This is a genomic window from Novosphingopyxis sp. YJ-S2-01 (assembly GCF_016093175.1).
Taxonomy (GTDB): domain Bacteria; phylum Pseudomonadota; class Alphaproteobacteria; order Sphingomonadales; family Sphingomonadaceae; genus Novosphingopyxis; species Novosphingopyxis iocasae.
This window is the reverse complement of the sequence record NZ_JAEDAI010000001.1, coordinates 2183729-2207322: the sequence shown is the minus strand read 5'-3', so window position 1 is coordinate 2207322 and position 23594 is coordinate 2183729. Positions and strand designations below refer to the sequence as shown.

Below are 23594 nucleotides of genomic sequence, written 5' to 3'. Positions count from 1 at the left end.
GAGCGGAGCGAACTACACCTTGCAGCCCGGAACGGGCGGAAAGGCGGGACAAAGTCGTTTGCTGTAGTTGGTAACCAACACTGCATATGACTTTGTGGTATTGCGCCTCAATCAGGGCTGCAATTTTGCGGCCCTTATTGAGGTATTGCGCCTCGAAAATTCACCGCGATTGTTAAGCTGGATCAGGTTCGCGGTGCCGGGTTCGCCGGTCTCGGTTCAATTTCCATATGCGAGAGCATCTGGGTGCCTTGTGATTTTGGGCATTTGTTCCGCCTGAAACGGTCGGAATCGGGAAGCCGGAAGCTCTCGCATACACCCTGAAGGCCACGCTTTGGCGTGGTTTCCCGTGAGTCGACAGAAAGTATGCGAGAGCATCGGGTCAGTGGACACGAACACGCCGAAATACCGATTTTGGGCGGGTGGAGAATTTTATGCGAGAGCATATGGAGAAACGCATAAAAACGGGGCCCTATGCGAGAGCATCGGGTCTGTGGACACGCATAGAATGGCGAAAAACCGTGGATGCCGATGATATGCGAGAGCATCGGGGGAAATTTTAAATCGTTGGATTTTAATCTTTAAACACGGGTGGACCCAAATCTGCGCGAATTGGTGTCGATTCAGGGTGCTTATGCGAGAGCATCGGGTGTTGTGATTTGGTCTGGGGCTCCTCGAACGGGACCGAGTTTGATGCGGGGATTGATGATGATCGAAGAGAATTCTGACGAAGTTCCCGGAACCGATGAGGGTGTGGAAGACACCTCGGACTCGATGTCGAACAGCAATCCGGAGAACCTTCTGGAGTCGCTCGAACCCTTTCCGGAGGACGCCCTGAATGCGTCTTCGGAGAAGGAGGAAGAGCTCGTCCCGGCAACGGAGAAGCGGCGTGAGAAGCGTCGTCGACAGCGCATGATCGAGGACCTGGCGAATACCTATGGGCTGGATGATGAGGATGCGATCCAGACCATGATGCTCATCGATGAACTGCTGCCGGAAAGGGCCCGCATGTCCACCGCGAAGCATGTGGGCCAGCGTCTCGAGCTGGCGATGAAGGACCTGAAAGACCGTCATCCGAGACTGCTTTTCACCCGGGAGGGGAAGGGGCTCGATGTCACGGATCCTTCGCGATACTTCTATCCGACGGGAGCATTCGCCAAGCTGCTGGACGATGAGGAGGGCATCCTGCGTGCCATCATCGTGAACCGCCGCGCCCGCGCCGGTGCAGAACGCATGGCACGGGAACATGATGCGGTGGAGGAACTGCTTCTGACAGAATATGTCAGGCGTTCCACGCTGGTAGAGCAGTGGCGATATCTGCTGCCGAAATACATGCTGCCGTTCTTCTCCATGATGGAGGCGGCGGGTGTGAAGGCGGATCAGGCCCGGGTCGACACAGCGCTCTTCAACCGCATCCGGGACGTCATCGTGGAGTGGTCGGATGGCATGGTCTCGCGCGAGGACATCATGGCCGCGGCGCGTCGGACGGAGGAGGAGTTCCTCCATGCGCTGAAGGAAAACGATCCCTCCGAGACGCATAAACCGGTCGAGGAATCCTTCGATGAATACCGCGAGAGGTTGCGCTTCGCCTTGCAAGAGGCGCGTGCCGACCTGGCGGGTTTGGACGATCTGGGCGCCGAGGAGAACGACATGTCCGAAGCGAGGATACGGGTCGATCATCTGATGACGGCGATCAGTATTGATGCCGGGATGGATGCCGCAGGGCGGCTCGTGTTTCCGTCGGTGGGCACTTTCATGGAAGCCATCGCTGCTCGCCCCCGCGCTCGCCGCGGCATCGTGACCGGGGATTTCGGGCCTGCCGATCACGATGGATTTGTCGCTGACGAGGATGCTGTAACGCTAGTCGCGAACGTGTCCTTGGATGGGGCGGTCGATAACGGAGGAGATGATGACGTTACCCGGGCACGGGAGCCCGTGGTCGATGCCGATGTCGATGATCTGGTTGACGTAGCGATTGATCCGACCGGGGACGTCTATGCGCAGGCGGAGGTCCTGAATGGGCCTTCCGCGGAGGATTACGATCCCGACATTCCGGACGACCTATTCGGTCCGGAAGCTCTGGTTGCAGATGATGATGATCCGGGTGGGAAGGGTTCGCCGGGGCCCTCGGACGATGATCATTCCTTCGCTGATGCCGGCACCGTAGCCGGAAGCGGTGGTGGTCTGGAGGATGGCGCATCGCGGAAAGAAGAGGGCGGCGAGGTGCTCCCTCCCGTGGGTGAGGGAGCACCAGCATTCGATCCTTCGGGCGTGACGAACTGGCCGTCGGAAAACATGGAGGTGCGGCGTATCGCTCCGGGGTTGGCGAGGTCGACAGGTCTATCCCGCTCGACGTTCGACAGGCCCTTTACGATGTGGCGCCCGTCCACGGAGCCGCCACCGTTCTGCTTCATGGGCTTCCGATTGCAGCCGGATATCTCCGCCCGTCAGGGACGGGAGGGCCCGATCGAACCGGTCGATCTGAGTCGCCTGGAGATCGGGGATGGTCAGTGGAAGGCGGCGACGGTGCCAGGGTGTTCACGGATCTTGGGTCAGTCCCATCCGCTCATGCTTCCCCCGCATTCGAGGCTCAGCTGGTATGGTAGGAGGCTGGGCTGGAGCGAGCTCGACATCCGTTCGCTGGACGACTTTGGCTCCCCTGCCAAACCGGAGACGGTGGCCCCCAAGGGTGATGGCGGGAAGCTGGCAGACGCTATGCGAGGGGTGGCCGCTATGCGCCTGGCCGAGCTGGTCCAGAGGGTGCCCGGGCACTTCCTCGCCGACACAGGGGTTGGTGCCGAGCGTCGTGCCGAGGCCGTCGAGGATCTTGCTCGTTACTGGATCTTCGTGCTGCTGGCTCGGCATGATCAGGCGAATTTCGACCAGATGTTTATAGACGGGTTCTTTCAGGGGGTCCACGGTCCGGATTTCGTTGTGGATGCTGCGGGTAACGCCGATTTCGGTGCAGCGGACAGGGGAGGACACATCGGTATCTTCTCCCCTAATCTCGTCAGGAAGCTGCCACCCGTTGTTACGGGCGAGCCGTTTCAGGGGGCGATCGGTGCGGGCGTAGTGGCCGGTATGAGGCGTCAGGCTATGTAAACCATCCTGGCACCTTGGCATGATGTTGGAAGGGGCGGACCCGTCGCATCTGCTGGGTCGGGCCCTTTGATTTCGCCTCTATTCTGATTGAGTCGAGCTGTTTTGTCTTCCTGCGCTCGGTTGGTATCGCTGCGCGAGGAGACCAGTCGGGCGTTCAAGATTATCACGCCGCCACCCGCGGCACCTCATCGATCCGCGTCGTCCAGGCCGGCGATTTCATATCGGCCCGCGTCGTCCAACTGCGCCTGAATCCTTGAACGCCGGGCACAGCCGTGAACTTTCCATAGCGTGTGTTGATGGCATCGAGCGCACCCATAAGCCGTTCGCCGCGCTCGATACCGTCGGCACATTCGAACAGCGTGCGCGGTCGAAGATCAGCGCGCTCAAGGTGTTCCAGCACGATCCCGGCTTTCGTGTAGGCGAACCCATCACACCATGCGGCCTCCGCACCGCGGCGTGCTGCCGCGATCAGCAGGAACCCGTCATCGCTCATCGGATGTAGGGTAAGCGTGCGGCTGGCGCTGTATTGCGGGAGGTCTGGACGATGGCGGTTGGTGTGGAAGAACACGGTCAGCCGTCCGGCCACCAAGCCATGCTGGCGCAGCTTCTCTCCCGCTCGCATGGCGTATTGCGCAATCGCGCCCATCAACACCTCAAGCGTGGTGATTGGCGTGCCGAACGAGCGGGTCACCGCCATGCCCTTGCGCTGCGGTTCGAGCACTTCCACCACTTGCGCAGGGACGCCGTTAAGTTCAGCCACGAGTCGCCCCAGCACCGCTGTGCCGAGCCCGCGAGCCTGCCGAAGTTTCATGTCGCGAAGCTGGCCGGCTTAATGGATCCCGAGCGCGGCCAGCTTGCCTGTAGTAGCGCGACCGACACCCCAGACATCCGCAACCGGGAACCGGTCCAAGACCCAGCGTGCGATGGCAGGATCGCGCATGTCGGCGACCCCGCCGAAATAGGGTTTTTCTTCGCCACGGCGTTGCCCAGCTCCGCCAGAGTCTTGGTAGAACCGATACCGACACAGGTCGGGATCGTCGTCCACTGCTCGACCCGCTCACGCAGCGCCTGGCAGTGGCCCACTAGATCGCGATCCGCGAATCCGGCAAGGTTGAGGAAGTTCTCATCGATCGAGTAGATTTCCACGTCGCGCGCGAACGGCTCGATCGCGGCGAGGATGCGCCGTTGCATGTCGCCGTAAAGCGAGTAATTGGACGAGCGCACCGCAATGCCGTGCGCCTTCACCTTATTGCGGATCAGATGGATCGGGTCGCCCATGCGGATGCCGAGCGCCTTGGCTTCGGCGGACCGGGCGATGGCGCAGCCGTCGTTGTTCGACAGCACGATCGCGGGGACGCCGCGCAGCGAAGGATCGAATGCGCGCTCGCAGCTGACGTAGAAGTTGTTCGCGTCCTGAAGCGCGATGGCGCCGGTCATGGGTAGCGGCGGGCGAGGCCGACGACCACACCCCAGATCTCGACATACTCGTCCACCAATGTGTGCGGATAGCCTTCGGCCTCGGGCACCAGCCAGAGCCGGTCATCCATCTTCCGCAACCGCTTCAGCGTGCGTTCGCCATGGACCAGCGCAACCACGATCCGGCCCGGGACCGGCCGCTCCGCGCGGCTGACAACGATCAGGTCACCGTCGGCGATACCAGCGCCTTCTAACGAATGACCATCGACCCGCATGACATAGGAGGCGGCCGGCTTCTCCATGAGCCAGGCACCCAGATCGATTGGCTCTTCCACGTCGTCCTGCACGGGCGATGGGAAACCGGCCGGAGTGCTGACCAGCAATAGCGGAATCTCGCGTGGGACTGCGGTCCAGTCCAACTGGGTTAGGCGAATGGCGGGCACGGGGACTGCGCTCAGTCGAAAGCGAACGCGCGTTGCTGGCGCAGGGTGTTCTCTTCGCCGGGTAGCTCGCGTTCGAGCAGCGTCAGAAGGCTCCGGGTCGCATCGCGCAATTCGATCAAGCGGGCAAAGCTATCGCGGTCACGCTCCGGAATCTGGCAGCGATCATAAGCGGTGCGGCCTTCGCGGATCATGTCGATCCGAAGCTGATCGGGGTTGCCGGACGGCTGCGTCGAATCATCGGGCATACCGGAACATTATGAGAACATTCGGTGACTTACAAGATGTCCGGTGCGGCTGACGGTTGCGGAAGGCCCGACACCGTTCCGCGCACTTCCAGCTATTTACCGCGCATTAGCGATTCAGGAGGCGAGGTAACCGTAGGCCGTCCCACCGATCAGCAGGATGTAAAATCCGACCGAGAGGCTCCAGGCACCGAGAGACCTAAGCCGCTTAGCCACCGCGCGTTCCGCAGCTGTGATTTAGCCAATAGCGATCCCAGCGTAGAGCCTTGCCGCTGGCGACCATCGCACAGCCAATGTCGCCACCGAGAGGCGACACGCACCCTGCCGCAGTCCGATTGCCACCGCCGCCGCCGACTGAGAGGCAGCGCATTGCCGGGCCCTCGATGAGCGTGTGCCCGTGCCGACTAGTACCGACCGGACGACCGAGGAGAGCGACCAAGGCACGTTTCGCGTCTTCGGCGGACGCATCGGGGCAGGGCTGATTGGAGCGGCAGGTGCCGTCGCTCTCTCGCGTGGCGATCCCGCTCAGGCGGAGACGCGGTCCCTCTTCACACCAGACTGGACCGTCGCCATCCCACACGTGGGTGGGCGTGCACTCGAAATTCGTGCCGGCAGGCACGACCGCGACGGACGCCAGAAGCGTGAGCCAGCTCATGGGTCTTGTATTCCGTACTGTCGCACGGGGAACGAGCCCGTTCGGCTATCGTCGTGACCGAAGCCTTGGCGCCTTCGGCGATCAGAGCCATACGGCATGCATGTGCAACCTCTACCGCATGCAGGCCAGCGTTGATGAACTCCGCCAGGCGTTCGGCGCGTTCGACGGGGATCGATCCAATCTCGGACCGCGCGACGAGATCTACCCGAGCCAGAAGGCGCCAGTCCTGCGACTGATCAAGGGAATGCTGACGCTGGACGAGATCGAATGGGGCGTGCCGCCGCCGGTGAGCGCAAGCGGATCGGTCACCAACGTCCGCAATCTCTCCAGTCCGTTTTGGCGACCGATGCTGACGAACCCACAGCAGCGCTGCCTCGTCGCTTGGACGCAGTTCTGCGAGTGGACCGGACCGAAAGGATCGAAGCGCAAGGTCTGGTTCGAGCGAACCGACACGGGAGTCTCGGCGTTCGCAGGTCTGTCGCGAAACACAAGCGAACGGCCGCGGATGGCGTTCCTCACCACTGAAGTGAACGACACCATTGGCGCGATCCATCCCAGAGCAATACCGGTGATTCTTGAGGCGGACAGCCACGAGAGGTGGCTGACCGGTGACTACGATGTGGCGGCCGGACTTGCGCGGCCGTTCGACGACTCACGCACGGTGACGATAGACGAAAGCTGAGGCCAGCTACTCGCCCGCGAATACCCAGTCGAGATAGGCGGCAAGGCGCACACCGCCCTGCTGCAAACGCCGCTCGGCAGTGCCGAGATGCTTATACTGATAGGCGTAGCCAAGCCGCGGTGGCTCAGAGCCATCGGTCTCGGGGTAGATCGTATCGCTGATCGCGGTGCTCTCGCCAATCCAGACCAGCGGATCGAAAGTCCACCATTCTATAGTCTGTTCGGGCGTGATGCGGCGACCGAGCCAGTTGGAGTATTCGCTATAGGAGAGGTTGCGGCTGTCGATAAGACGGCTGTCCCAGACCGAATGCAGGTTCGTCGCATCGCCGAACCAAGTGACGCGCACGTCGTTGGCGCCTCGGTCCGCGCCGTTTCCGTTATGGAGCGGCTGATGAAGATCGCCGACGATATGAACGATGAAGTGCAGCGCCAGCGCCTTGTCTTTACGGCTCGCCGTCGGATTGCGCAGAGTGTCCGTGAATCGCTGCAGCGCGGTGAACGCATCCCCTTCGGGCGGCGCGCCGACCTCGGTATAGGCCCGCCCAGCGGGTACGGTCACATAGTGCCATGGGCCAGCCTCTTCCTGCCAGAACGCGTCCGGGTTCGATCGCTCCTCGTCTGCCCAGGTCGACACTTCGGCGAGGTCCTCGCTGCCGAGGATGATTTCGATCTCGGCGCGTGTCCTGCCGTTGATCCGTTGGTCGGCGAGCTCGCCAATCACCCGGTGCCCGGTCTGACCCCACGCCTGCGCGGCGCTCGGAATGCAAACGGCAAGCGCGGCGCTCGCTATAAGAAATACCTTCATGGCCGGAAGCGATAGCCCGGTTCGGTTGCGGTTGCGAGACTACGGCGGCGAGATGGAGCCTTGCGGAACGGTCGGTCTTGTCCAATTGCTCGCCATGAAGCATCTCTCGGATAGAATATGATGGTGGGAGACATCCGATATTACTCGACGATCTGCGGAACGCCCGGCGCGACAAGGGCTGGACCCAGAAGACGCTTGCCGACCGTTCGGGAGCGAGCGAGCAGGCAATCTATCGGCTCGAGCGCGGCATCGGTTCGGTAGCGACGCTGGACGCGGTCATGACCGCGCTGGAGTTCCGGCTGACCGGTATCGGACCCGGGAGAACGTTGGCGGAGCAGTTCCGCGCTCGCCGTCTCAAGCGCGGAATGGCACTCGATGCACTGGCGGTCAGGACCGGTCTGACCCACAAGACGATCTCGAATATCGAGAAGGGTGGCGGTTCGATTGCCAGCCTAATGCGCTTGATGGAGGCACTGGCTCCGCAGGCGAAGCGCCGGGCTCCCGAACGCGCCTACTGGGGCCAAGGCGACAAGGAGGACCGCGATAGCAGGTTCACGCCACCCGAGTTCATGAACAACATCTACGCGGCATTCGGCTCCGTAGATATCGACCCTTGTGCACACCGGCTCAGCCCGGTCGTCGCGAAGCGGCGCATCTTGCTGAATGAGGGCGGCGACGGACTAATCGACGACTGGTCCGGCCGACTGGCGTTCGTCAATCCGCCTTTCTCCGCCCAGCTGAAATGGTTGCAGCGCGCGCATGAGCAGTGGCGATTGGGGAACGTCGAAGCGGTGGTGTGTCTCGTTCCTGCCCGGACGGACTCGGCTTGGTTTCACGATACCCTGACCCAAGATGCGGACATATGCCTCCTACGGGGCAGGGTGCGCTTTCTGGACTCACGGGGTGGGGCCCAACCAACACCATTCTCTCTCATGCTGGTAGCGCTCGGCGTGACCGCGAAAGAGAAAGCAGCGTGGAGCGATCTGGTGAGCGGATACTGGTTAGCTCGTTAGCAATTGAAGCTCGCTCGATCGATGGCATTCTGCTGCAAAGCGGCGCACTTATTGGTTTAGCATTTGCTGAACCTAATTCAGGCCGACCTCCGCAGAAGGCGAAGCGAATGGCGCCTTCGGTGCATCTCGAAATCGGTCGTTCGTTCGAAGCCTGATGTTCGGCGGGAGCTGGGCCGGGAGCGGACAGTCCGGTATTGGTCGACCGAACCCGGAAAGGTGCCATACGGCTTTTGACCAACCTGCTCCGGCTGTCACATCATTCGACGGCTGTCGGTCGTTCGCCCCGATTTATCTCAGTTGAGAGCGCTCTGGCGCGCCTCTGCATCCCCCATCCGGTGGCTAAAGGGCTGCTACCGTGGGCATGGGCTCGGTTTCCGGGTTTTCCGCGTCTTCATGCTGGATTGTTATACGCGTTCCAGGGTCGGCGTCCGTTATGGAAACATTGGCCTGCAACTGCCTTGCCAGTGCTTCGACGATGCTGGTCCCTAAACCCGCGACGGCCGCAGGTCTGTCATCGAGCGGCATGCCAACACCATCATCCTCGACTTCCAGCGTCCACACGCTGCCCTCGGTGACGTAGGAAACCCGTATAGTTCCGCCTTGATCGACAGGGTAGGCGTGCTTGAGGGCGTTGATCACCAGTTCGGTGACGATCAAGCCAAAGCTCACGGACTTGGATGAGCTTACACTGCCTTCCACAGCATCGACTTCGATCGTCAGTATCTCGGGATCCGCGATCATCGAAATTCCGATGCTTTCGCAAAGCTGTTCCAAATAGGGCCCCAGCTCGACTTCGTCCGATCCCGATTGCGATAGCTGCTTCTGGATCGTGGCGATCGAGAGAACACGGTTCTGTGCCATCTGGAGGTGGCTGCGAGTCTCGTCATTGCTGACCCGGCGGGCGGATTGCATGAGCACCGAAGCGATGATCTGAAGGCTGTTAGCCACGCGATGCTGGAGTTCCTGCATCAGCATCACGTTATTGGCTATCAAGTCCTCCATCTCCCTCTTGGCTGTCTTGGCTTCGGTCGTGTCGATCACCGTCAGAAGAAGACGGATGCTTTGCGACCCCGGATATTCGAGCCTGTGAGCCGAGAGCTTGAGCGAACGTTCCGAGCGATCCTTTGCAGCGGGCACCACCATCTCGTAGTCATCGATATTCGCGCCGCCCGAACCGGTCGCTCGTAAGAGCGATTTCAGGCGCGCGACGTCCCACTCGCCATCGCCCATTTCGAGGATGGAACTGCCCGTCAGCACCGCGCAGTCGAGACCGAAGGCGCGGCAGAAGGAGAGGCTCGCCGCGATCACGGTGAGATCTTCGTCGAGCATGATCAAGGGCGTGTTCGAGTTCACGACCATTGCATCGGCAAGACGGGTTACCGGGTCGGAAGCTTGGGTTGGTGGCGGGGTCATGAATACCCCTTCCTTGATTGACCGGCACAGCGCAGGTTGCGTGTAATTCCGGGTCTTTCGGCTCAGGCCGACTCGTCGCTGGCCGTTGTCGCCAGTGCGCGATAGCTCTCCAGTAGCACGCACCGGCGCACTATGAGCTATCATTTCGGGAATGAATCATTGGAAAGACTGAATTTAGCAACCCGATCGGCAGCTCACCGCTATGCAGTGCTTTCAGCGCGCTGATCTGCAAGTCCGAATGGCATGCGCGCCCAGACCCGCTCGTGGAAGAAATACAGCACCAGCTTGGTGAAAATTTCCAGGCCCCCAATGGAAGCGGCGGTCGCCATACTCCCGGTGAAGAACCATGCCAGAGCGAAGGTGTCGAGCGATGCGATTACGCGCCATAGCCCTGTCTTGATGGTCGTTCGACGCATGGTTTCGCGGTGCCGATCCTTGCGGAACACGGTGCCCCACCCGGTGAGCGACCATGCACGCTCGTGCAGGAAATAGAGGACAAGCTTCGTCGCAACCTCTGTGATCGCGATATAGCTCGCCGTCTCGAGGGCATCGGCCTGAGCGACCGGCGCCCCGAACATCGGCCCCAGATACGTGATGAGAAGATAGGACAGGATGAGCGTGTCGATCGTGCCGACGGCCCGCCAGGATATGGCCTTGGCGACAGAGCGCCGGGGCTTTATGTTCGGCCTCTCCGGCGGATCGAGCTTCGGCGATCCCGGCCCGAACAACGGTTTCTGGGTAGGTTCTTTCATTGCTGGCGCCGTCGCTTCGCAGTCACGCTCGCAGGAGTGAACGGAGCGTCATTCGCCAGACTGGCGGCGATGCTCGGCCAAGGCGTCTTCGAGCCTGGCGTATGAATATGGTCCGACGCGATAGTGGACCGACGTTACGGCAATGATCCCTTCCGGTAGCGAGGGAGCGGGCTTCGGCTCGAGCGCGCCGCCTTCATTTTCCCAGTCGCCGGTTCCGGGCTGCTTGGGGGTTGCTGCATCAGTCACGGTTTTTCACCTAAATCGTCCTTTTCGGAAATGGGGCGTTCGTCAGCCGGCCAACCAAGATTGGACAGGTTATTCGTCCTGCGCCAATCGGCCATCCGTTTCGCACGATGTCCCATCGACTCTGCAGCTTCCTTGCGCTCTTCGGGCGAACCCGAGCGATCTGCCTTCATGGCCGCGAGTTGGTGATCGAAGAGAAACTTGTTCATCGGCATCGGAAAGATCCTTGGCAGAGGGGACGTAGCGAGAGCCGGGGAGGTGGATCCCCGGCCCTGCTATCGGCGTCAGCCCTGCTGGGCGCGGGCCTGTCCCTTCTGGCTCTGTCCGTCACCCTGCTGGTGCTGCAAATTCACGGCGCTCTTCTTGCCGCCGTCGACTTCGCTGGTTTCGTAGCTGAAACGCTCGTCGACCTTCGGCATGTGGCCTTCCTGCTGGAGGTCTGCCTTCTTGAAGCGAAGCGCTTCGCCACCCTTTTCGGGGGTGATGGAGCCGGTGCCCGAGCTGCTGTCATAGCTCTTGATCTTGCCGTAATGTGTCATCTGTCATTCCTTCGGTCGAGTGTGCAGCGCGCCAGAATTGACCCGGCTGCGACTAAGAGGCGAAACTGAAGGAAAGAGTTTCCAAGTGGTGGAAACGGTGACCGTCGATTGCGACTGGTAGCTGGAAATAAGATGGGGATTTTTATACGAAATTCAAGGCCACGGCATCATACAAGCCTGAAGATAGTTTAATCGCCTCGTATTTCGTCGGGCGGTGAATTGCCCGCTGAGGGACCGTCTCTAACCGCCTCGTAACTCCCCTCGGCGCGATCCATCTGGTCTTTGCCATCGGCTACCTGCCGTTCGGCATTTTGCTTATTCTCCTGTGCTTCGCGCAGCCTGCTTTCAGCCTTGGTCAGCGCTCCGTTGGCATCGGCGATCTGCGACCGCGCTCGCTCGATGCTCTCATTGCTTTTCTGGATTGCGCGCTCGCCCTGCGCCACGTCGTCCTGACCGGCAGACCACGCGTCGCCATATTGTCCGATCTGACTTCCTCGTTCGGAAATTCGTTCGCCTGTCGTCAGCGGTGCTTTGGCATTATCAGCGCACGCACCAAGTGCGAGAAGTGACGATGCAGCGATCGTCAGGAGAGGGAGGTTCTTCATGATCATTTCCTTTGCGCGTCTTGCGAGATACCCTCGGCGGAGCAGGCTGCGGTAATCAGTAGGAAAACCACCAGAATATCGCTCCGATGAAGAGGACGGGAAACATGCCAGCAAAATAGCTAGGGCCGTCGGCGCGTCGGGTGTTCACTGGCACACCTGCTGACGCAATGACCTGTTAAGACGGCGCATTTTCGTTCCTCAAATGAGGTCCGCGCGCCATAATAGGCTGCGGAACGACTATTAGAATAAGATGAACGAAATGGCCGCCTATAACGCAGTGCAATAGACCGTCTATTAAGACTATTAGTTATCACATATATGACGATGGAGTCTCGTCTTTACAACTCTATGCAATCAATTCTTACGCACAAGCGCAGGCCTTTATGAAAGCCAAGCACCAAGAGCCGCCCTCCGCACTTACCGATTGCAGCTGGGAAGGGCGCGAATGGAACTTAGGCTTGTCACCCCAGCCGATGCTGGAAAAAGAACCGAAGCATTTCCCGCGATGCATCGGGGCCGTCTTGTGCAGTGTAGGACCCGGCAGCCGATCCGCCGGACCATGCGTGCCCGGCACCTTCAAGCAACCAGCTTTCCGACATGCTGCGCCCGTCGGCGGCGAGCATTGCGGTCTTGCGATATGAGCCGCCAGACGGCGCAGATCCTTTGGTAACACTACGCTCCAGACCGGACATCGCGGAAGCTGCATCCCAGGCCGCGTGAATGCGTTCGCTGTTGACCGGGTGGACCGTGCTGTCGCGATCGCCGTGGAAGGTGATGATCGGAACATATTTCTGGGAAGAGGACTGCTGGCGCACCGCGCCGCTCCCACGCATTGCCGCGAGCGCACTCGGCAAGTCCTTCGCCGCCCCGCAGGCGAGCCCGGAGTGGATACCGGCCGCGGCATAGAGGTCGGGGAAAGCGCTCGCCATGATCGCGGCCGCAGCTCCGCCCGCGGAGAGCCCGGCAACATAGACGCGATCGGGGTCGACGCCTTCGGCTGTGATGATCTCGCGGGTGATCGCAGCGATGACCGCCGGTTCGCCCGAGGCCTTCCCCTGATCGCCAGGCCGGAACCAGTTCCAGCACTTTTGGACATTCGCCGACCTCGGTTGCTCGGGATAAGCGACAATGAATCCCAGTTCGTCCGCAAGCGCGTTCATCCGCGTTCCGCGCGAGAAATCCTCCGCAGATTGCGTGCAGCCATGCAGCATGACCACGAGCGGAGCAGGATCGTTCAGGCCGCTCGGCCTGTAGAGCAGATAGTCGAGAGAGCCGGCAGCATTGCGCAATGTGCGCCGATCGAAGCTTGCAGGGTCGGGGGTGGCCGACGCGGGTCTTCGACTGCCGGCTTCGGTTGCTGACCTGGCAGCGGGAGCGGGCAAGGCGATGGTATCGCCGATCTCGTCGACCGAGGTCTCGCTAGCGGTAACCGGGGCATTCCTGAAGCTCAGATTGCGCTGGATAAGATCGGTCGCCTGCCGGAGCCTGCCCGCTCGCGTCAGAGCGAGAACCTCCGACATGCTAGCGTTCAGGGGATTGGACATTTCAAATACCTTCGGTTGTCGCGCGAAAATTACGCAAGGCGGTCGGCAAGAGCGGATTTCACGTCTGGAGGCGCGTGGAAGGCGCCCAGGATCGACAGGGATCGAATGGTCGCCTGCGCAAGGTCCGCATCCACGTCGCTGGCGATGCTGAGCAGACCGAGCACGCGAAAATCGAGCATCTCACCCGCATCGCGCGCCGTTTCCAGATCGGCACGAACTACGTGGCAGATTCCCAGCACGGGGGTGTCTCGCCCCTTCACCTGCAGGGCAATCTCGTCGTGCCGGGCAAGCTCGTTTCGGATGGCGGTGCGGATGAAGTCGGTGCGATTTGCAAAGACGCTTTCGCGCACCAGCAAGTCTATCGAGCCGAGATCGACGAAGCCCAGGTTGACGGTGATCTTTTCGGTTTCGGTGTTCGGACGGGTCACAGCCATCTCTCTGTCATCCCAGTGGATGGTCAAGAGATGGTAGCGCTGATGCACCGCCACAAGGGTCGCGGGCCGATAAATATATATATTCCGGAGAAATTCGCGGAAATCCGGCATTGCTTTCCTTGATCGCTCACACCGCAGGAACGAGTGAGCCCGCCTGACATTGGAAAGTCAGCTACCAGCCGCTTTCGACGGTTTCGGGCGTTCGATCGAGAAACGCCAATTCCTTCTATTTCGACTCCTAGTCGTCCACGCAGCCGCTCCGGTGCGCGGCCCCTCCCTTTGAAGGATAACCCATGAGCGCTCCAAAGAATCTCTCAGACCTCTACGTTGAGGAACTCAAAGACCTGGTGTCGGCGAATGATCAGATGAAGAAGATCGTCAAGCAGATGGCGAAAAAGATCGAGGACGAGGCCCTGTCCGGGATGCTCGACGATGCAGTAGGCGGCATCGAGGAACACACCCAGACCCTGCGCGCAATGCTCGCCGACAATGGCGGAGCGGATAAATCCAAGGAACATTGCAAGGGAATGGAAGGCCTCGTCGCCGAAGCCCGCGCCCACGTGATCGACGAGGATGTGAGCGATGAGGTCCGCGCCGTGGCCGCTATCGCGCAGTATCAGCGCATGAGCCACTACGGCATTGCCGGCTTCGGCACTGCCAAGGCGTTTTCCGATGCGCTCGGCCGCGACGACGATACCGCAAAGCTCGATGAGATTGTCGACGACATTTACGGTGCCGACGATTTCGCCAGCGAACTGGCCGAACGCTCGGTCAACCTTGCCGCCAAGCAGGACAATTGAACTGATTTCGTTGGGCGCGGTGGCTGATGCCGCCGCGCCCTCCGATCAGGTTTCATTTCCCGCATCAAAGCAAACACCTGGATCGCATGAACTGCGATCAGGGCATTGGCGTATGTTGGACAGGGTGCCCGCAAGGTCGGCTACTTTAGCAGCCTATCAATCCTGTAGGAGGGTTCGACCCGGGGTTTCTCGCCACGCCATCGAGCGGAGTGGGCGAACAGCCGCGCAGCTTCCTCGCCGCCAACTGCCAGATCGTTCGCGCCGGTCCAGTTGACCAGCAGGCAAAGTCCGTCTGCCGCCAGCGTTTCGTGAGCCCGCCGAGAGACGGTGGCGATCTCCTCCGTAGACAGGAAATAGAGGACTTCGGACAAGACAATCAGGTCGAACGATCCCTCCGGCCAGTCGCGTGGCGCCTCAGCGCGGCGATACAGAACCGTGTCGTTCGTGACGGACTTCGACCTGGCGATAGCAAGCGCCTGTTCCGACACGTCGAGCGCGAGAAGCGCATCGCAGTGGGCGGCGAGGTCACGAGACAGGAACCCGGTGGCACATCCGATCTCAAGAGCGTTTGTGAAACGCGCACCTTCAAGCGCGGCGGTGGTGGCTGCGCGTTTGTCACGTTCGTAGGCACTGTTCTCGAAGTCCCACGGATCGGAATCGTCCGCGAACAGCGCGTCGAAGGTCTCCGCGCGGGCTGGGTCACCCTCATCCACCGATGAAAATCTCCGGGCTCTCGGCGAAGTGATCGAGCAGCCTTTGCGGAATCACGACGCCATCCGGATCGTCGGCGATCAGCGATGTCGTTTGCGAGCGGTAGGCATTGATCGCCTCGAGCTTGCGGGCCCGATATTGCCGATTGGCGAAGATACGCAGATCGTCAGGCACGCCGCGTTCTCCGAACCGGCCCCAGATGGGAAACCGCCAGAATTTTGCTCCGATCTCGTCCGCGACCATGCGACCGAGCGTGGCGGCGGTCTTGTGGTCGCAGTGCGGATCTCCATTCCAGGTCGTCCAGACCGACCGGGTATCGAGCGCCGAAGCGAATGCGAAGATGCGCTGCAGCCGGTACAGTCCGAGCCGCTCGAGATCGCTGCTGCCGTCCTCCAGCCCGGCGCGCATCACCGGGATATTCTGTCCGGGGGCGAGAACCTCCAGCGCCGCCCGCATTTCCCTCATGCGGAGCGCGACGAGCCGGTCGCGGCCGTATTCAACCGAACGCAGATGCGATCCCTCGCCGTCGGTGAGCAGCACGATCCCGATCTCTCGCCCGGCCTGAGCAGCAGAAGCGAGCGCTTCCCCGCAACCAAAGGTCTCGTCGTCGGCATGGGGCGCGACGATCAGCAGGCCGCCGGGAGGACCAAGTTCGTCGATTTCGACGGGGCGCGAGTCGGCAGCCGCCGAGAGGAGCGCGCCTTTCGCAGAAGAAGGCAGGCTCATAGGAACTCCAGTTCGTGCTCGAGATGGAACAGTGTCTTAGCCGCGCGTGCGCGCTTGGCGTCGGGCGCCGCCTGGCACAGGAACAGCGCCAGATCGCGGCGAATGCGTTCGACCAGCGAACCGGCGATATGCGAGCCCATGCCTAGCGCCTGCTCGACCGTTTCGATGACGGTGCGGCAGCTTCGCTCCGTCACTTCACGCGCGAGTAGCGACAGCGCCGCCACATTGGCCGGGGCGTCTTTGGCTTCCACCGCGCGGGCTGCGCGCAGCAACCAGAGCCGCGCGGTTTCGACGGCTATTGCCGCTTCCACCATCCTGCATTGCTGGTGAGGATCGTCGGCGCGGTCACGATCCAGAAGTTCGCGTTGCATGGCGCGATAAAGCGCCTCGGCTCCACCCAGATGGGCGGCGCAATAGCGCCAGATTCCCCCTTCGAAATACGGCTCGCGCAGATAGTCGCCCGGATCACCGAGTTTCTGGCTGCGCGAGATATCGACCCCGTCGAAGTCGTAACGCCCTGAGCGTGTCGCCCGCATGCCGCCCATGCGCCAACCCGATGCATCGGCCCGTTCCGCATCGTCGCTCGGCACGAGAAGAAGTTGCGGACCGGCTTCGTGCGCGACGGTGACGATTGCCCGGTCGATCAGCCCGAGGCCGGAGGCGAAGCGCTTGGCTCCGCGCAGGGTGTCGCCGGCAGGATCGAGCGTCAGCGGGCAATTCGGATCGTCCGCACCCCACACTCCGAAAAGCGCACCACTTCGGATCGCAGAGAACGCCTCATCCCGCGATGGCCCGCGCGCATAGAGAACGACCAGCTTGACGGCATTCATATGTCCTTCGAACAGCCGAGCGACCGAGAGGTTGGCCCTGCCAAGGGCGCGCAGCGCATCGAAGGCGGGCAAGGTTCCCTCGTCCTGCGTCCCCCAGCCTTGCCCGCCCTCTTCCCGGGGGAGACAGAACACAAGCCAATTATGGTCGCGCAACTCGCCGATATCCGCGGCGAGATCGCCATCGTCGCAATCGACCGCACAGGCTCGCGCGGCGACAGCCTTCTCGACCGTGGCTATGGACAGCAAGGTCAAACGATTGCCTCCTCTGCCAGCAGGGCCCGGGCGTGAGCCAGCTGGACAAGGATCTCGCTGTAGCGAAGCGCTCTTTCAGGCCGGTCTCTTTTGGCCCGATACCCATGACGCACCCGGAAGGAAGCGAGCCTTCTCAACTCAGCGAGCGGGACAAGCGCTGCGTCGCAAACCGGATCGATCTCGCTGGCGCGTCTGCTCAACGCCGCACCGCAGCCACCGGCGGCGCGACCTTCCAGACGGGCAGACGTGCGTGTGCCGCCATCGGCGATGGTGATCACACGCCCTCCGTCGGCCAGGACCATCGCACACAGCGCCGCATCCTCGCCGTGATGGGGGACGGGCAATCTTCCGAGTTTGCGGTATGTGGCGGCTGCGATCGCCAGGCTCGCCCCCGAAGCACGATGTGCGAAAGCACCTGTCTCGCCACTCCATCTGCGCCAGAGGACGTCGCAGGCCGCGTAGTAGGCGCGCTCGGCATCTCCGGCAAGGCGCACCTGGTCCGGCAGAGCGGCGAGGCCGACATCGTCCAGGCGGACGTCTTCACAGATCAGATCGAACCCGTCGGCAAGACCGTCCAAGCCCTGGCGGACCCATCCCGGTCCCACCTCGCTATCCGCGTCAGTGGTCAGCAGCGCGCCTGCCGGTGCGAAGCGGCTGGCGACATCGAGCGCGAGCCGCCGTGTGTATGGAGCGCTGCGTATCGCCGGGGCGAAACCAACTTCGATTACCACGCCCGATAGTTCGTTGAGCCCGAGCCAGTCCCTGATGAGTTTCGCCGACGCGTCCTGCGTATCGTTCACCGCGAACACCGCCAGGCCCCGCTCGCTAATGCCTGTCATGGCGCTCAGCAGCGCCGCCAACATCTGCGGAAGGATTTCCCCTTCGTTGCGGACCGGGACCGCGACCGCGAAGGTGAATTCTCCCACCGCGTTGAGGCTGAATTGCTGGAGCGTCGCCCGGCCATCGAATGGCGAATTTGCGAGCAATGCGGCCAACCATGCCGCGTATTCCATTGAAACGCGGCGTGGCGCAGGAGTTCTGACGAAGTTGCGCTGGACCTCTGGCGGCAGCGAACAGGCTACGCGGGCCGACTGATACCCGCCGCTCACGGTCTTTCTTGGCCGATGAGCGCCTCAAGCGAACTATGGCAGAAGGCGGTCATGTTCGGGAACCCGCGCCATCCGATCGGACTATCGACGAGGATCGAGCAGTCGTGCGTGATCGGCCCGAGTGTTGCATCTCGCAGAACGGTATTGGGGAAAGCAGTTCGTTCGAACATAGGAAGGCTCCGGCTGATCGAGGAAGAGCCGATGCCTTTCCAATTATCGGGACAGTCGGATCATAAACGCCCGACATTGCGATATGGGTTCAGCCAAGCGGCGTTCCGGTCTGGAAAGACGCCTGCTTCCAAGCCGGCTCAACAATTCAATACCTACCAAGATTGGGGCGCCTAACTGTCATCCGCTAAATATTGCACAAACGGCAGCTTACCGGTCAGAGCGCGAGCATCTCGAATGACCGGGATTAGGGCGCCTTGCTGCCCTTCTGCTTCTGGGCCGTATGCGGACCGTCCGCTGTTGGCCTCACATTCGGCAATATAGACATCCACGGGCCCATAAGTCGGTGCGAGGCGTTGCCGTTACATGACCATGCACCATACGCGCACGGGGCGCGGAAAACCCCTCCTCCTTGTCCACGGACTGGGGGCGACCTGCGGCTCGTGGGACACGATCTCGCCTGCGCTTTCTCAAGTCAGGGAGGTAATTGCCATAGACCTGCCCGGCCACGGGCAGACACCCGAAGAGGCCGACAGCGGCACGTTTGACGGGCTGGCGCGCAGTTTGCACGACTGGCTCGGCGCGGAGAACCTCAAAGGTATCGATATGGTTGGCAGTTCGCTGGGTGCTCGCCTTGTGCTCGAGATGGCGCGGCGCGGCCAAGCGGGCGCGGTTGTCGCACTGGATCCGGGCGGCTTCTGGCAAGGGTGGGAGCGCACCTTCTTCAAAGCCACCTTGATGCCATCGGTTGCTCTGGTTCGCGCGCTACGACCGGCGCTTTCTGCCATCACCGGAAATGTCGCCGGCCGGACCGCGCTTTTGGCTCAGCTCTCTGCAAGGCCGTGGGCGCTCGACGGGGCATTCGTCGCGCGCGAATTGAAGTCGTTGGCTGACACGCGCACCGTCAATTCGCTCGTGAAGGACCTCGCCAACGGCGCAATGCAGGAGGGTCCTGCGAAAACGGCTGCGCCTGTTGTCATAGGCTGGGGACGCAAGGATCGGCTGTGTCTGCCGCAGCAGGCGGATCGCGCGATGAAAGCTTTCCCTGAAGCGACGCTGCACTGGTTCGAGCGTAGCGGGCACTTCCCGATGTGGGATCGGCCAGAGGAGACTGTCCGCGTGATACTGGATGCAACGAGCATCTAGGAATCGAAATAATACTGCAATTGAGCGGTTAGCAAGTCGAGGGCCAATGCAGGGGCTGGCCCCATTGCAAAGTCCTTTGTTGAGCCGGGAGCAGACCGTCTCTTTTTTGTTGGATATTGAGAGAAGCAGACATTCGCATGCCTATCGGGGACGGCAGGCTTAGGCTGTGTCATTGCCGATCACGTCGAGTCTATCAGTTCATCAAATCCAGCAACGCATCGGCGGCCCTGGAGCGATAACGCTCATTGTGCCGCAGCCCGAAGAAGGGGCGCAATGCGATCTCGAAGGCAGCGGCGTGGATTGTGTCGGCGGCGATCAGCGGCCCAGCGACTAAGGTGGACAGCGCGGTTACGCCAGCGCCGGTTGCGGCAGCGGACAGCAATGCCTCATTGGATGGCAGCGTCAGGACCACATTCAATTCATCGAGCCTCACTCCTTTATCCTGCAAGGCCGCAACCAGCGCGGCGCGTGTGCCGGATCCTTCCTCGCGCATCAGCCAGGGTAGCGCGCGCAAGGTATCGGCATCGGGATCGTCCGGAGGATCTATGCCGATCAGCGCGAGCCGATCTTCTCCGACCTGCCAACGCGCGAGAGCCGGATCGTCGAGCGGACTTTCGATGAACCCCAATTCTGCATCGCCATCACGGACCCGATCAGCAGCCTGCACGCTGTTGCCGATTGCCAACTCGATCGTGATGCCAGGATAGCGCATTTTGAACCGCGCGAGGATGGGCGGCAGCCAGTAACCCGCGATCGTCTGGCTGGCGACGAGCGACAGACGGCCGCGCTCAAGCCCAGCCGCATCGTCCAGCATGTGCTGCGCCTCGTCCGCACGAGCGAGCACGTCGCGCGCTTCGACAAGGAAAGCGCGGCCCGTTTCCGTCAGTTCGATCCCACGCCCGACGCGGTGGAACAGACGCACGCCGTGTCGCTCCTCCAATGTCGAGACGGTAGCGCTGACCGCGGATTGCGTGAGGTTCAGCGCCTTCGCCGCGCGAGTGACGTGTTCGCGCTCGGTTACGGCGACGAAGATGCGAAGCTGATCGAGGGTCATTCGCTGATCCATAAGCGTAAGCGAACGGAATGATAAGAACATTGCGTTGGAATCGAACAGTTAGTGACCGCATCTTCCTCAAATGACCAGCCCCCGAAAGAACCAGCCCGTGCCGACTGCCACCGCCGCCGTGCACACCAAACCCCGCAGCAGCTTCGCCCACGCTGAGTCGGGGGCCCTGCACCACCCGCGCCGCGTTCTACCGGGCTTCCTCCTGTGTTGCATGGTGACCGCGCTTGCCTATGGCGGCTCAAGCCTCGAAGCTGATCTGTTTGGCAAGGCGTGGATCGAGGCACTGGTGCTGGCGATCTTGATCGGCACTGCGATCCGCACCGCGTGGACGCCGCATGCCCGCTGGCTGCCGGGGATAGACTTCAGCGCGCATCCGCTGCTGGAGGTAGCGGTGGTGCTGCTGGGCGCATCTGTCAGCGCTGCCACCATCTTGGCGGTCGGCCCTGCCATGCTGGGCGCGGTCGTGGTGGTGGTGACGCTGGTGATCCCGGCGAGCTTCCTCATCGGCCGCGCGCTAGGCCTGCCCAAGCGAATGGCGATGCTGGTCGCCTGCGGCAACTCGATCTGCGGCAACAGCGCGATCGCCGCCGTCGCACCAGTGATCGATGCCGATAGCGACGATGTCGCCGCCGCCATCGCGTTTACCGCCGTTCTCGGCGTGGTGGTGGTGCTCGGCCTGCCGCTGCTGGGCTTCGCCATTGGACTGACCGATCTGCAATATGGCGCGCTGTCGGGCCTCACCGTCTATGCGGTGCCGCAGGTAATTGCCGCCGCTGCGCCGTTCGGGGCGACCGCGATCAAGATCGGCACGCTGGTGAAGCTGGTGCGGGTGCTGATGCTCGGCCCGGTCTGCGTGGTCCTCGCTATGCTGGCGCCGCGCCTGCGCGAAGAGGACGAGGGCGCGCGCGATGGCGATGGCGTCCGCGCCAAGCCTACCCGTCCGCCGCTGCACAGGCTGGTGCCGTGGTTCATCGTCGGCTTCATCGCGCTGGCCGCCGCGCGCTCCTTCGGGCTGATCCCGGAAGCCTTGCTGGCCCCGATCGCGACGGCCGCCACGCTGCTGACGGTGATCTCGATGGCCGCGCTCGGCCTCGGCGTCGATGTGCGCACCGTCGCCAAGGCGGGTGGTCCGGTCACTGCCGCAGTGGTGCTCTCGCTCGTCACGCTCGGCGCCGTCGCGCTCGCCGCGATCTTTTCCGTCGGGCTTTGATAAAGTCGGCGACACGGCGAAGCGGGATGCGCGAGCAATGCTACCGCGGCTGAGAAATGCCCGAAACCGCGCTTAATCTCAATCATTCATGATAGCTGATGGGGCATGTGAACCGATGACCGGTTCAAGGGCTGCGCGGCGATGGGCGAAATGACTGATTGTGCGGCGCATCTCAGACCGGCATGAATTGGGCCGTTTGTAGACTATCCGGTTGCAGACGGCGAAAGGCAGATAGCTGCCAATCAATCTACACCTCAGCGATAGCAATTGGAGACCATCACTGTCGCTCCCCGACCTGCGCATGAACGACTACTTTCGCCGGAACCCGCCATTTCCGCTTCGTGTGAGTGAAGCCGTAGCAGCGCTCCCCAATTTCGGCCGTTCAGCCATCGAGTTGAGCTTTCCAAATGCAGCCATCGTTTAACTAGCTCCGCGACCAACCGCGAAATGCTCATCGATGTGTGGCTGGGACGCTAGTCGCGCTCGATCTCTATTTCCGTGCGTTTCAGCGAGACGGGTATCTCGACCCTTTCCTCGCTCACCTGTTTTACCAGCCTGATCTCTTCGCGCAGAACGAGCTGACGCGTGACGATCAGTCGTTCCTCGACCACCGGCACGATCACCACGCCGTCCTCCTCGCGAACCGGCGGCACTTCGTCGATGTCGCGGCCGATCGGCACGCGTTCGACAGACACGCTCTCGCTCGTCATCGTTTCGCTCAGCGCGGTGCGGTCCTCGACGACGCGGCTGTGAACCTGCACACGGCCGGTTTCGACGGCGCGCTTGCCGATGCTGACACGTTCTTCGACGACGGGAATGCGGATCATATCGGCAGACGCCTTTGCGTCCGTTTCTTCATTTGCATGATCGGTCATCACGGATTCCTGATCGATGAAATTCAATAAAATGGGAGCCGCCAACGGCAGTTGACGGCTCCCAGGCTACGCAACTGCTAAGGGTCAGCGGCGCTTGTTCGTCTCACGGTCCTTCTCGACATCGATGTCGGTCCGGCGGGCGCTCTCCTCGACGCGTTCCTTGCGGATGTCCGCATCCTTGGAAACCACGACCTCGTCGGTGACGAAGGCCTGCTTCTGCACGACGGCTTCCTCGTCATGCTCGCGCATTTCGACAGTGCCGTCCTTCATCATCGCGTCGGCCTGGCCGGGGGTAACCTTGCGGTTGACCTCGCGCGTCTCGACCCGGACGGTCTCGTCGCGAAGATTGAGATCTTTGGCGACCTTCTCGCTTACGACGTTCGAGGTGACGCGGATCGCGCCGCCATCGACCATGCGCTTGCCGATCGCGACCTTCTCCTCGACCACGGGGATACGCTTTTCCTTGTGGCGCGCATCGCCATGATGGCCCGCGACGGTTCCGGCGACCACGCCGGCGCCCTTGGGGTGATAGATCACGCGGTCGGCTTCGATCTCGAGCCGTTCGACGGCGCAGATGCGATCGTCTTCGAGCTTGATAGCGCTAACCCGCTCGGCACCCTTTTCGACGAGCAGGTCGTCGATCACGCCGATCTTCACATTGGTGGGCGTGACGAGCGGCCGTCCGCGAATGTCCTGCTCGCTATTCTCGAGCTTCCAGTCGGACAGCGAGTCGAGATGGGCGAATTGATCTTCATGCCGAAATGTTTCGTTGGTCATGATATTGTCCTTTGAATCGGTTCTGGTTGGATTTCCCGGC

Annotated in this window: 27 protein-coding genes and 1 pseudogene; 7 read left to right on the top strand and 21 right to left on the bottom strand. The window is 61.7% G+C overall.

What is annotated here, in order from left to right; translation table 11 throughout:
• The first annotated feature begins 702 nt into the window (after positions 1–702).
• A complete protein-coding gene (locus tag I6A82_RS10795) occupies positions 703–3099 on the top strand; it encodes a hypothetical protein (protein WP_198094872.1) in 2397 nt (798 codons plus the stop codon).
• Between the two features lie 163 nt (positions 3100–3262).
• On the opposite strand, the gene I6A82_RS10790 is transcribed toward I6A82_RS10795, so the two are convergent.
• From I6A82_RS10790 to I6A82_RS10770, 5 genes are all read right to left on the bottom strand, one after another.
• Positions 3263–3910, bottom strand: coding sequence for a DinB/UmuC family translesion DNA polymerase (locus I6A82_RS10790; RefSeq protein WP_198094871.1), 648 nt, complete (start codon positions 3908–3910; stop codon positions 3263–3265).
• Positions 3907–4536, bottom strand: coding sequence for a Y-family DNA polymerase (locus I6A82_RS10785; RefSeq protein WP_198094870.1), 630 nt, complete (start codon positions 4534–4536; stop codon positions 3907–3909). The genes I6A82_RS10790 and I6A82_RS10785 overlap by 4 nt, the downstream gene beginning before the upstream one ends.
• Positions 4533–4958, bottom strand: coding sequence for a LexA family protein (locus I6A82_RS10780; RefSeq protein WP_198094869.1), 426 nt, complete (start codon positions 4956–4958; stop codon positions 4533–4535). Before I6A82_RS10780 ends, I6A82_RS10785 begins: the two co-directional genes overlap by 4 nt.
• Positions 4959–4969: 11 nt before the next feature.
• A complete protein-coding gene (locus tag I6A82_RS10775) occupies positions 4970–5203 on the bottom strand; it encodes a hypothetical protein (RefSeq protein WP_198094868.1) in 234 nt (77 codons plus the stop codon).
• A 205-nt stretch (positions 5204–5408) separates the two neighbouring features.
• Complete coding sequence (locus tag I6A82_RS10770; protein ID WP_198094867.1) at positions 5409–5855, bottom strand: thermonuclease family protein; 447 nt, start codon at positions 5853–5855, stop codon at positions 5409–5411.
• On the opposite strand from I6A82_RS10770, the gene I6A82_RS10765 reads away from it, so the two are divergent.
• Positions 5842–6537: an SOS response-associated peptidase gene (locus I6A82_RS10765; protein WP_198094866.1), complete on the top strand. Its 696-nt coding sequence runs from the start codon at positions 5842–5844 to the stop codon at positions 6535–6537. The genes I6A82_RS10770 and I6A82_RS10765 overlap by 14 nt on opposite strands.
• A gap of 6 nt (positions 6538–6543) precedes the next feature.
• Here the strand turns inward: I6A82_RS10765 and I6A82_RS10760 are convergent, their stop codons facing one another.
• Positions 6544–7341, bottom strand: coding sequence for a S1/P1 nuclease (locus I6A82_RS10760; protein ID WP_198094865.1), 798 nt, complete (start codon positions 7339–7341; stop codon positions 6544–6546).
• A 101-nt stretch (positions 7342–7442) separates the two neighbouring features.
• On the opposite strand from I6A82_RS10760, the pseudogene I6A82_RS14740 reads away from it, so the two are divergent.
• Positions 7443–7607: pseudogene (locus I6A82_RS14740) on the top strand (helix-turn-helix transcriptional regulator); the annotation flags it as partial.
• A 12-nt stretch (positions 7608–7619) separates the two neighbouring features.
• Positions 7620–8354 carry a DNA N-6-adenine-methyltransferase gene (locus tag I6A82_RS10750; RefSeq protein WP_198094864.1) on the top strand — a complete coding sequence of 245 codons (735 nt, stop codon included), beginning with the start codon at positions 7620–7622 and terminating at the stop codon, positions 8352–8354.
• A gap of 339 nt (positions 8355–8693) precedes the next feature.
• Here the strand turns inward: I6A82_RS10750 and I6A82_RS10745 are convergent, their stop codons facing one another.
• From I6A82_RS10745 to I6A82_RS10705, 8 genes are all read right to left on the bottom strand, one after another.
• Positions 8694–9767 carry a sensor histidine kinase gene (locus tag I6A82_RS10745; protein WP_198094863.1) on the bottom strand — a complete coding sequence of 358 codons (1074 nt, stop codon included), beginning with the start codon at positions 9765–9767 and terminating at the stop codon, positions 8694–8696.
• Between the two features lie 200 nt (positions 9768–9967).
• Positions 9968–10519: a DUF2061 domain-containing protein gene (locus tag I6A82_RS14580; RefSeq protein WP_232343418.1), complete on the bottom strand. Its 552-nt coding sequence runs from the start codon at positions 10517–10519 to the stop codon at positions 9968–9970.
• Positions 10520–10567: 48 nt separating this feature from the next.
• Positions 10568–10765: a hypothetical protein gene (locus tag I6A82_RS10730; RefSeq protein ID WP_198094862.1), complete on the bottom strand. Its 198-nt coding sequence runs from the start codon at positions 10763–10765 to the stop codon at positions 10568–10570.
• On the bottom strand, positions 10762–10971 hold the full coding sequence (locus tag I6A82_RS10725; RefSeq protein WP_198094861.1) for a hypothetical protein: 210 nt from the start codon (positions 10969–10971) through the stop codon (positions 10762–10764). Before I6A82_RS10725 ends, I6A82_RS10730 begins: the two co-directional genes overlap by 4 nt.
• Before the next feature lie 75 nt (positions 10972–11046).
• Positions 11047–11301 carry a cold-shock protein gene (locus I6A82_RS10720; protein WP_198094860.1) on the bottom strand — a complete coding sequence of 85 codons (255 nt, stop codon included), beginning with the start codon at positions 11299–11301 and terminating at the stop codon, positions 11047–11049.
• Positions 11302–11489: 188 nt separating this feature from the next.
• On the bottom strand, positions 11490–11906 hold the full coding sequence (locus I6A82_RS10715; protein ID WP_198094859.1) for a hypothetical protein: 417 nt from the start codon (positions 11904–11906) through the stop codon (positions 11490–11492).
• Positions 11907–12367: 461 nt separating this feature from the next.
• Positions 12368–13450 (bottom strand): extracellular catalytic domain type 1 short-chain-length polyhydroxyalkanoate depolymerase, encoded by a 1083-nt coding sequence (locus I6A82_RS10710; protein ID WP_198094858.1) that lies wholly within the window; start codon positions 13448–13450, stop codon positions 12368–12370.
• A 29-nt stretch (positions 13451–13479) separates the two neighbouring features.
• Entirely contained in the window at positions 13480–13995 is a 516-nt protein-coding gene (locus tag I6A82_RS10705; RefSeq protein WP_198094857.1) for a hypothetical protein, read from the bottom strand.
• Between the two features lie 182 nt (positions 13996–14177).
• Between I6A82_RS10705 and I6A82_RS10700 the strand changes: the two genes are divergently transcribed.
• Positions 14178–14684 (top strand): YciE/YciF ferroxidase family protein, encoded by a 507-nt coding sequence (locus I6A82_RS10700; RefSeq protein WP_115490677.1) that lies wholly within the window; start codon positions 14178–14180, stop codon positions 14682–14684.
• A gap of 140 nt (positions 14685–14824) precedes the next feature.
• Here I6A82_RS10700 and I6A82_RS10695 read toward each other — a convergent pair whose 3' ends face one another.
• Genes I6A82_RS10695 through I6A82_RS10680 form a run of 4 tightly spaced genes read right to left on the bottom strand, consistent with a single transcriptional unit; the run spans position 14825 to position 18198 of the window.
• Positions 14825–15397, bottom strand: a complete 573-nt coding sequence (locus I6A82_RS10695) for a class I SAM-dependent DNA methyltransferase (protein ID WP_198094856.1) — start codon at positions 15395–15397, stop codon at positions 14825–14827.
• On the bottom strand, positions 15390–16121 hold the full coding sequence (locus tag I6A82_RS10690) for a PIG-L deacetylase family protein (protein WP_198094855.1): 732 nt from the start codon (positions 16119–16121) through the stop codon (positions 15390–15392). Before I6A82_RS10690 ends, I6A82_RS10695 begins: the two co-directional genes overlap by 8 nt.
• Positions 16118–17203 (bottom strand): acyl-CoA dehydrogenase family protein, encoded by a 1086-nt coding sequence (locus tag I6A82_RS10685; RefSeq protein ID WP_232343416.1) that lies wholly within the window; start codon positions 17201–17203, stop codon positions 16118–16120. Before I6A82_RS10685 ends, I6A82_RS10690 begins: the two co-directional genes overlap by 4 nt.
• Positions 17200–18198, bottom strand: a complete 999-nt coding sequence (locus I6A82_RS10680; RefSeq protein WP_198094854.1) for a hypothetical protein — start codon at positions 18196–18198, stop codon at positions 17200–17202. The genes I6A82_RS10685 and I6A82_RS10680 overlap by 4 nt, the downstream gene beginning before the upstream one ends.
• A 648-nt stretch (positions 18199–18846) precedes the next feature.
• On the opposite strand from I6A82_RS10680, the gene I6A82_RS10675 reads away from it, so the two are divergent.
• Positions 18847–19626, top strand: a complete 780-nt coding sequence (locus I6A82_RS10675; protein ID WP_198094853.1) for an alpha/beta fold hydrolase — start codon at positions 18847–18849, stop codon at positions 19624–19626.
• A 193-nt stretch (positions 19627–19819) separates the two neighbouring features.
• On the opposite strand, the gene I6A82_RS10670 is transcribed toward I6A82_RS10675, so the two are convergent.
• A complete protein-coding gene (locus I6A82_RS10670) occupies positions 19820–20680 on the bottom strand; it encodes a LysR substrate-binding domain-containing protein (protein ID WP_198094852.1) in 861 nt (286 codons plus the stop codon).
• A 109-nt stretch (positions 20681–20789) separates the two neighbouring features.
• On the opposite strand from I6A82_RS10670, the gene I6A82_RS10665 reads away from it, so the two are divergent.
• Complete coding sequence (locus I6A82_RS10665) at positions 20790–21902, top strand: YeiH family protein (RefSeq protein WP_332310963.1); 1113 nt, start codon at positions 20790–20792, stop codon at positions 21900–21902.
• A 473-nt stretch (positions 21903–22375) separates the two neighbouring features.
• Here I6A82_RS10665 and I6A82_RS10660 read toward each other — a convergent pair whose 3' ends face one another.
• Together I6A82_RS10660 and I6A82_RS10655 are read right to left on the bottom strand one after the other, a co-directional pair.
• A complete protein-coding gene (locus I6A82_RS10660) occupies positions 22376–22777 on the bottom strand; it encodes a YsnF/AvaK domain-containing protein (RefSeq protein WP_198094850.1) in 402 nt (133 codons plus the stop codon).
• A gap of 84 nt (positions 22778–22861) precedes the next feature.
• On the bottom strand, positions 22862–23554 hold the full coding sequence (locus tag I6A82_RS10655) for a YsnF/AvaK domain-containing protein (protein WP_198094849.1): 693 nt from the start codon (positions 23552–23554) through the stop codon (positions 22862–22864).
• Positions 23555–23594: the final 40 nt, after the last annotated feature.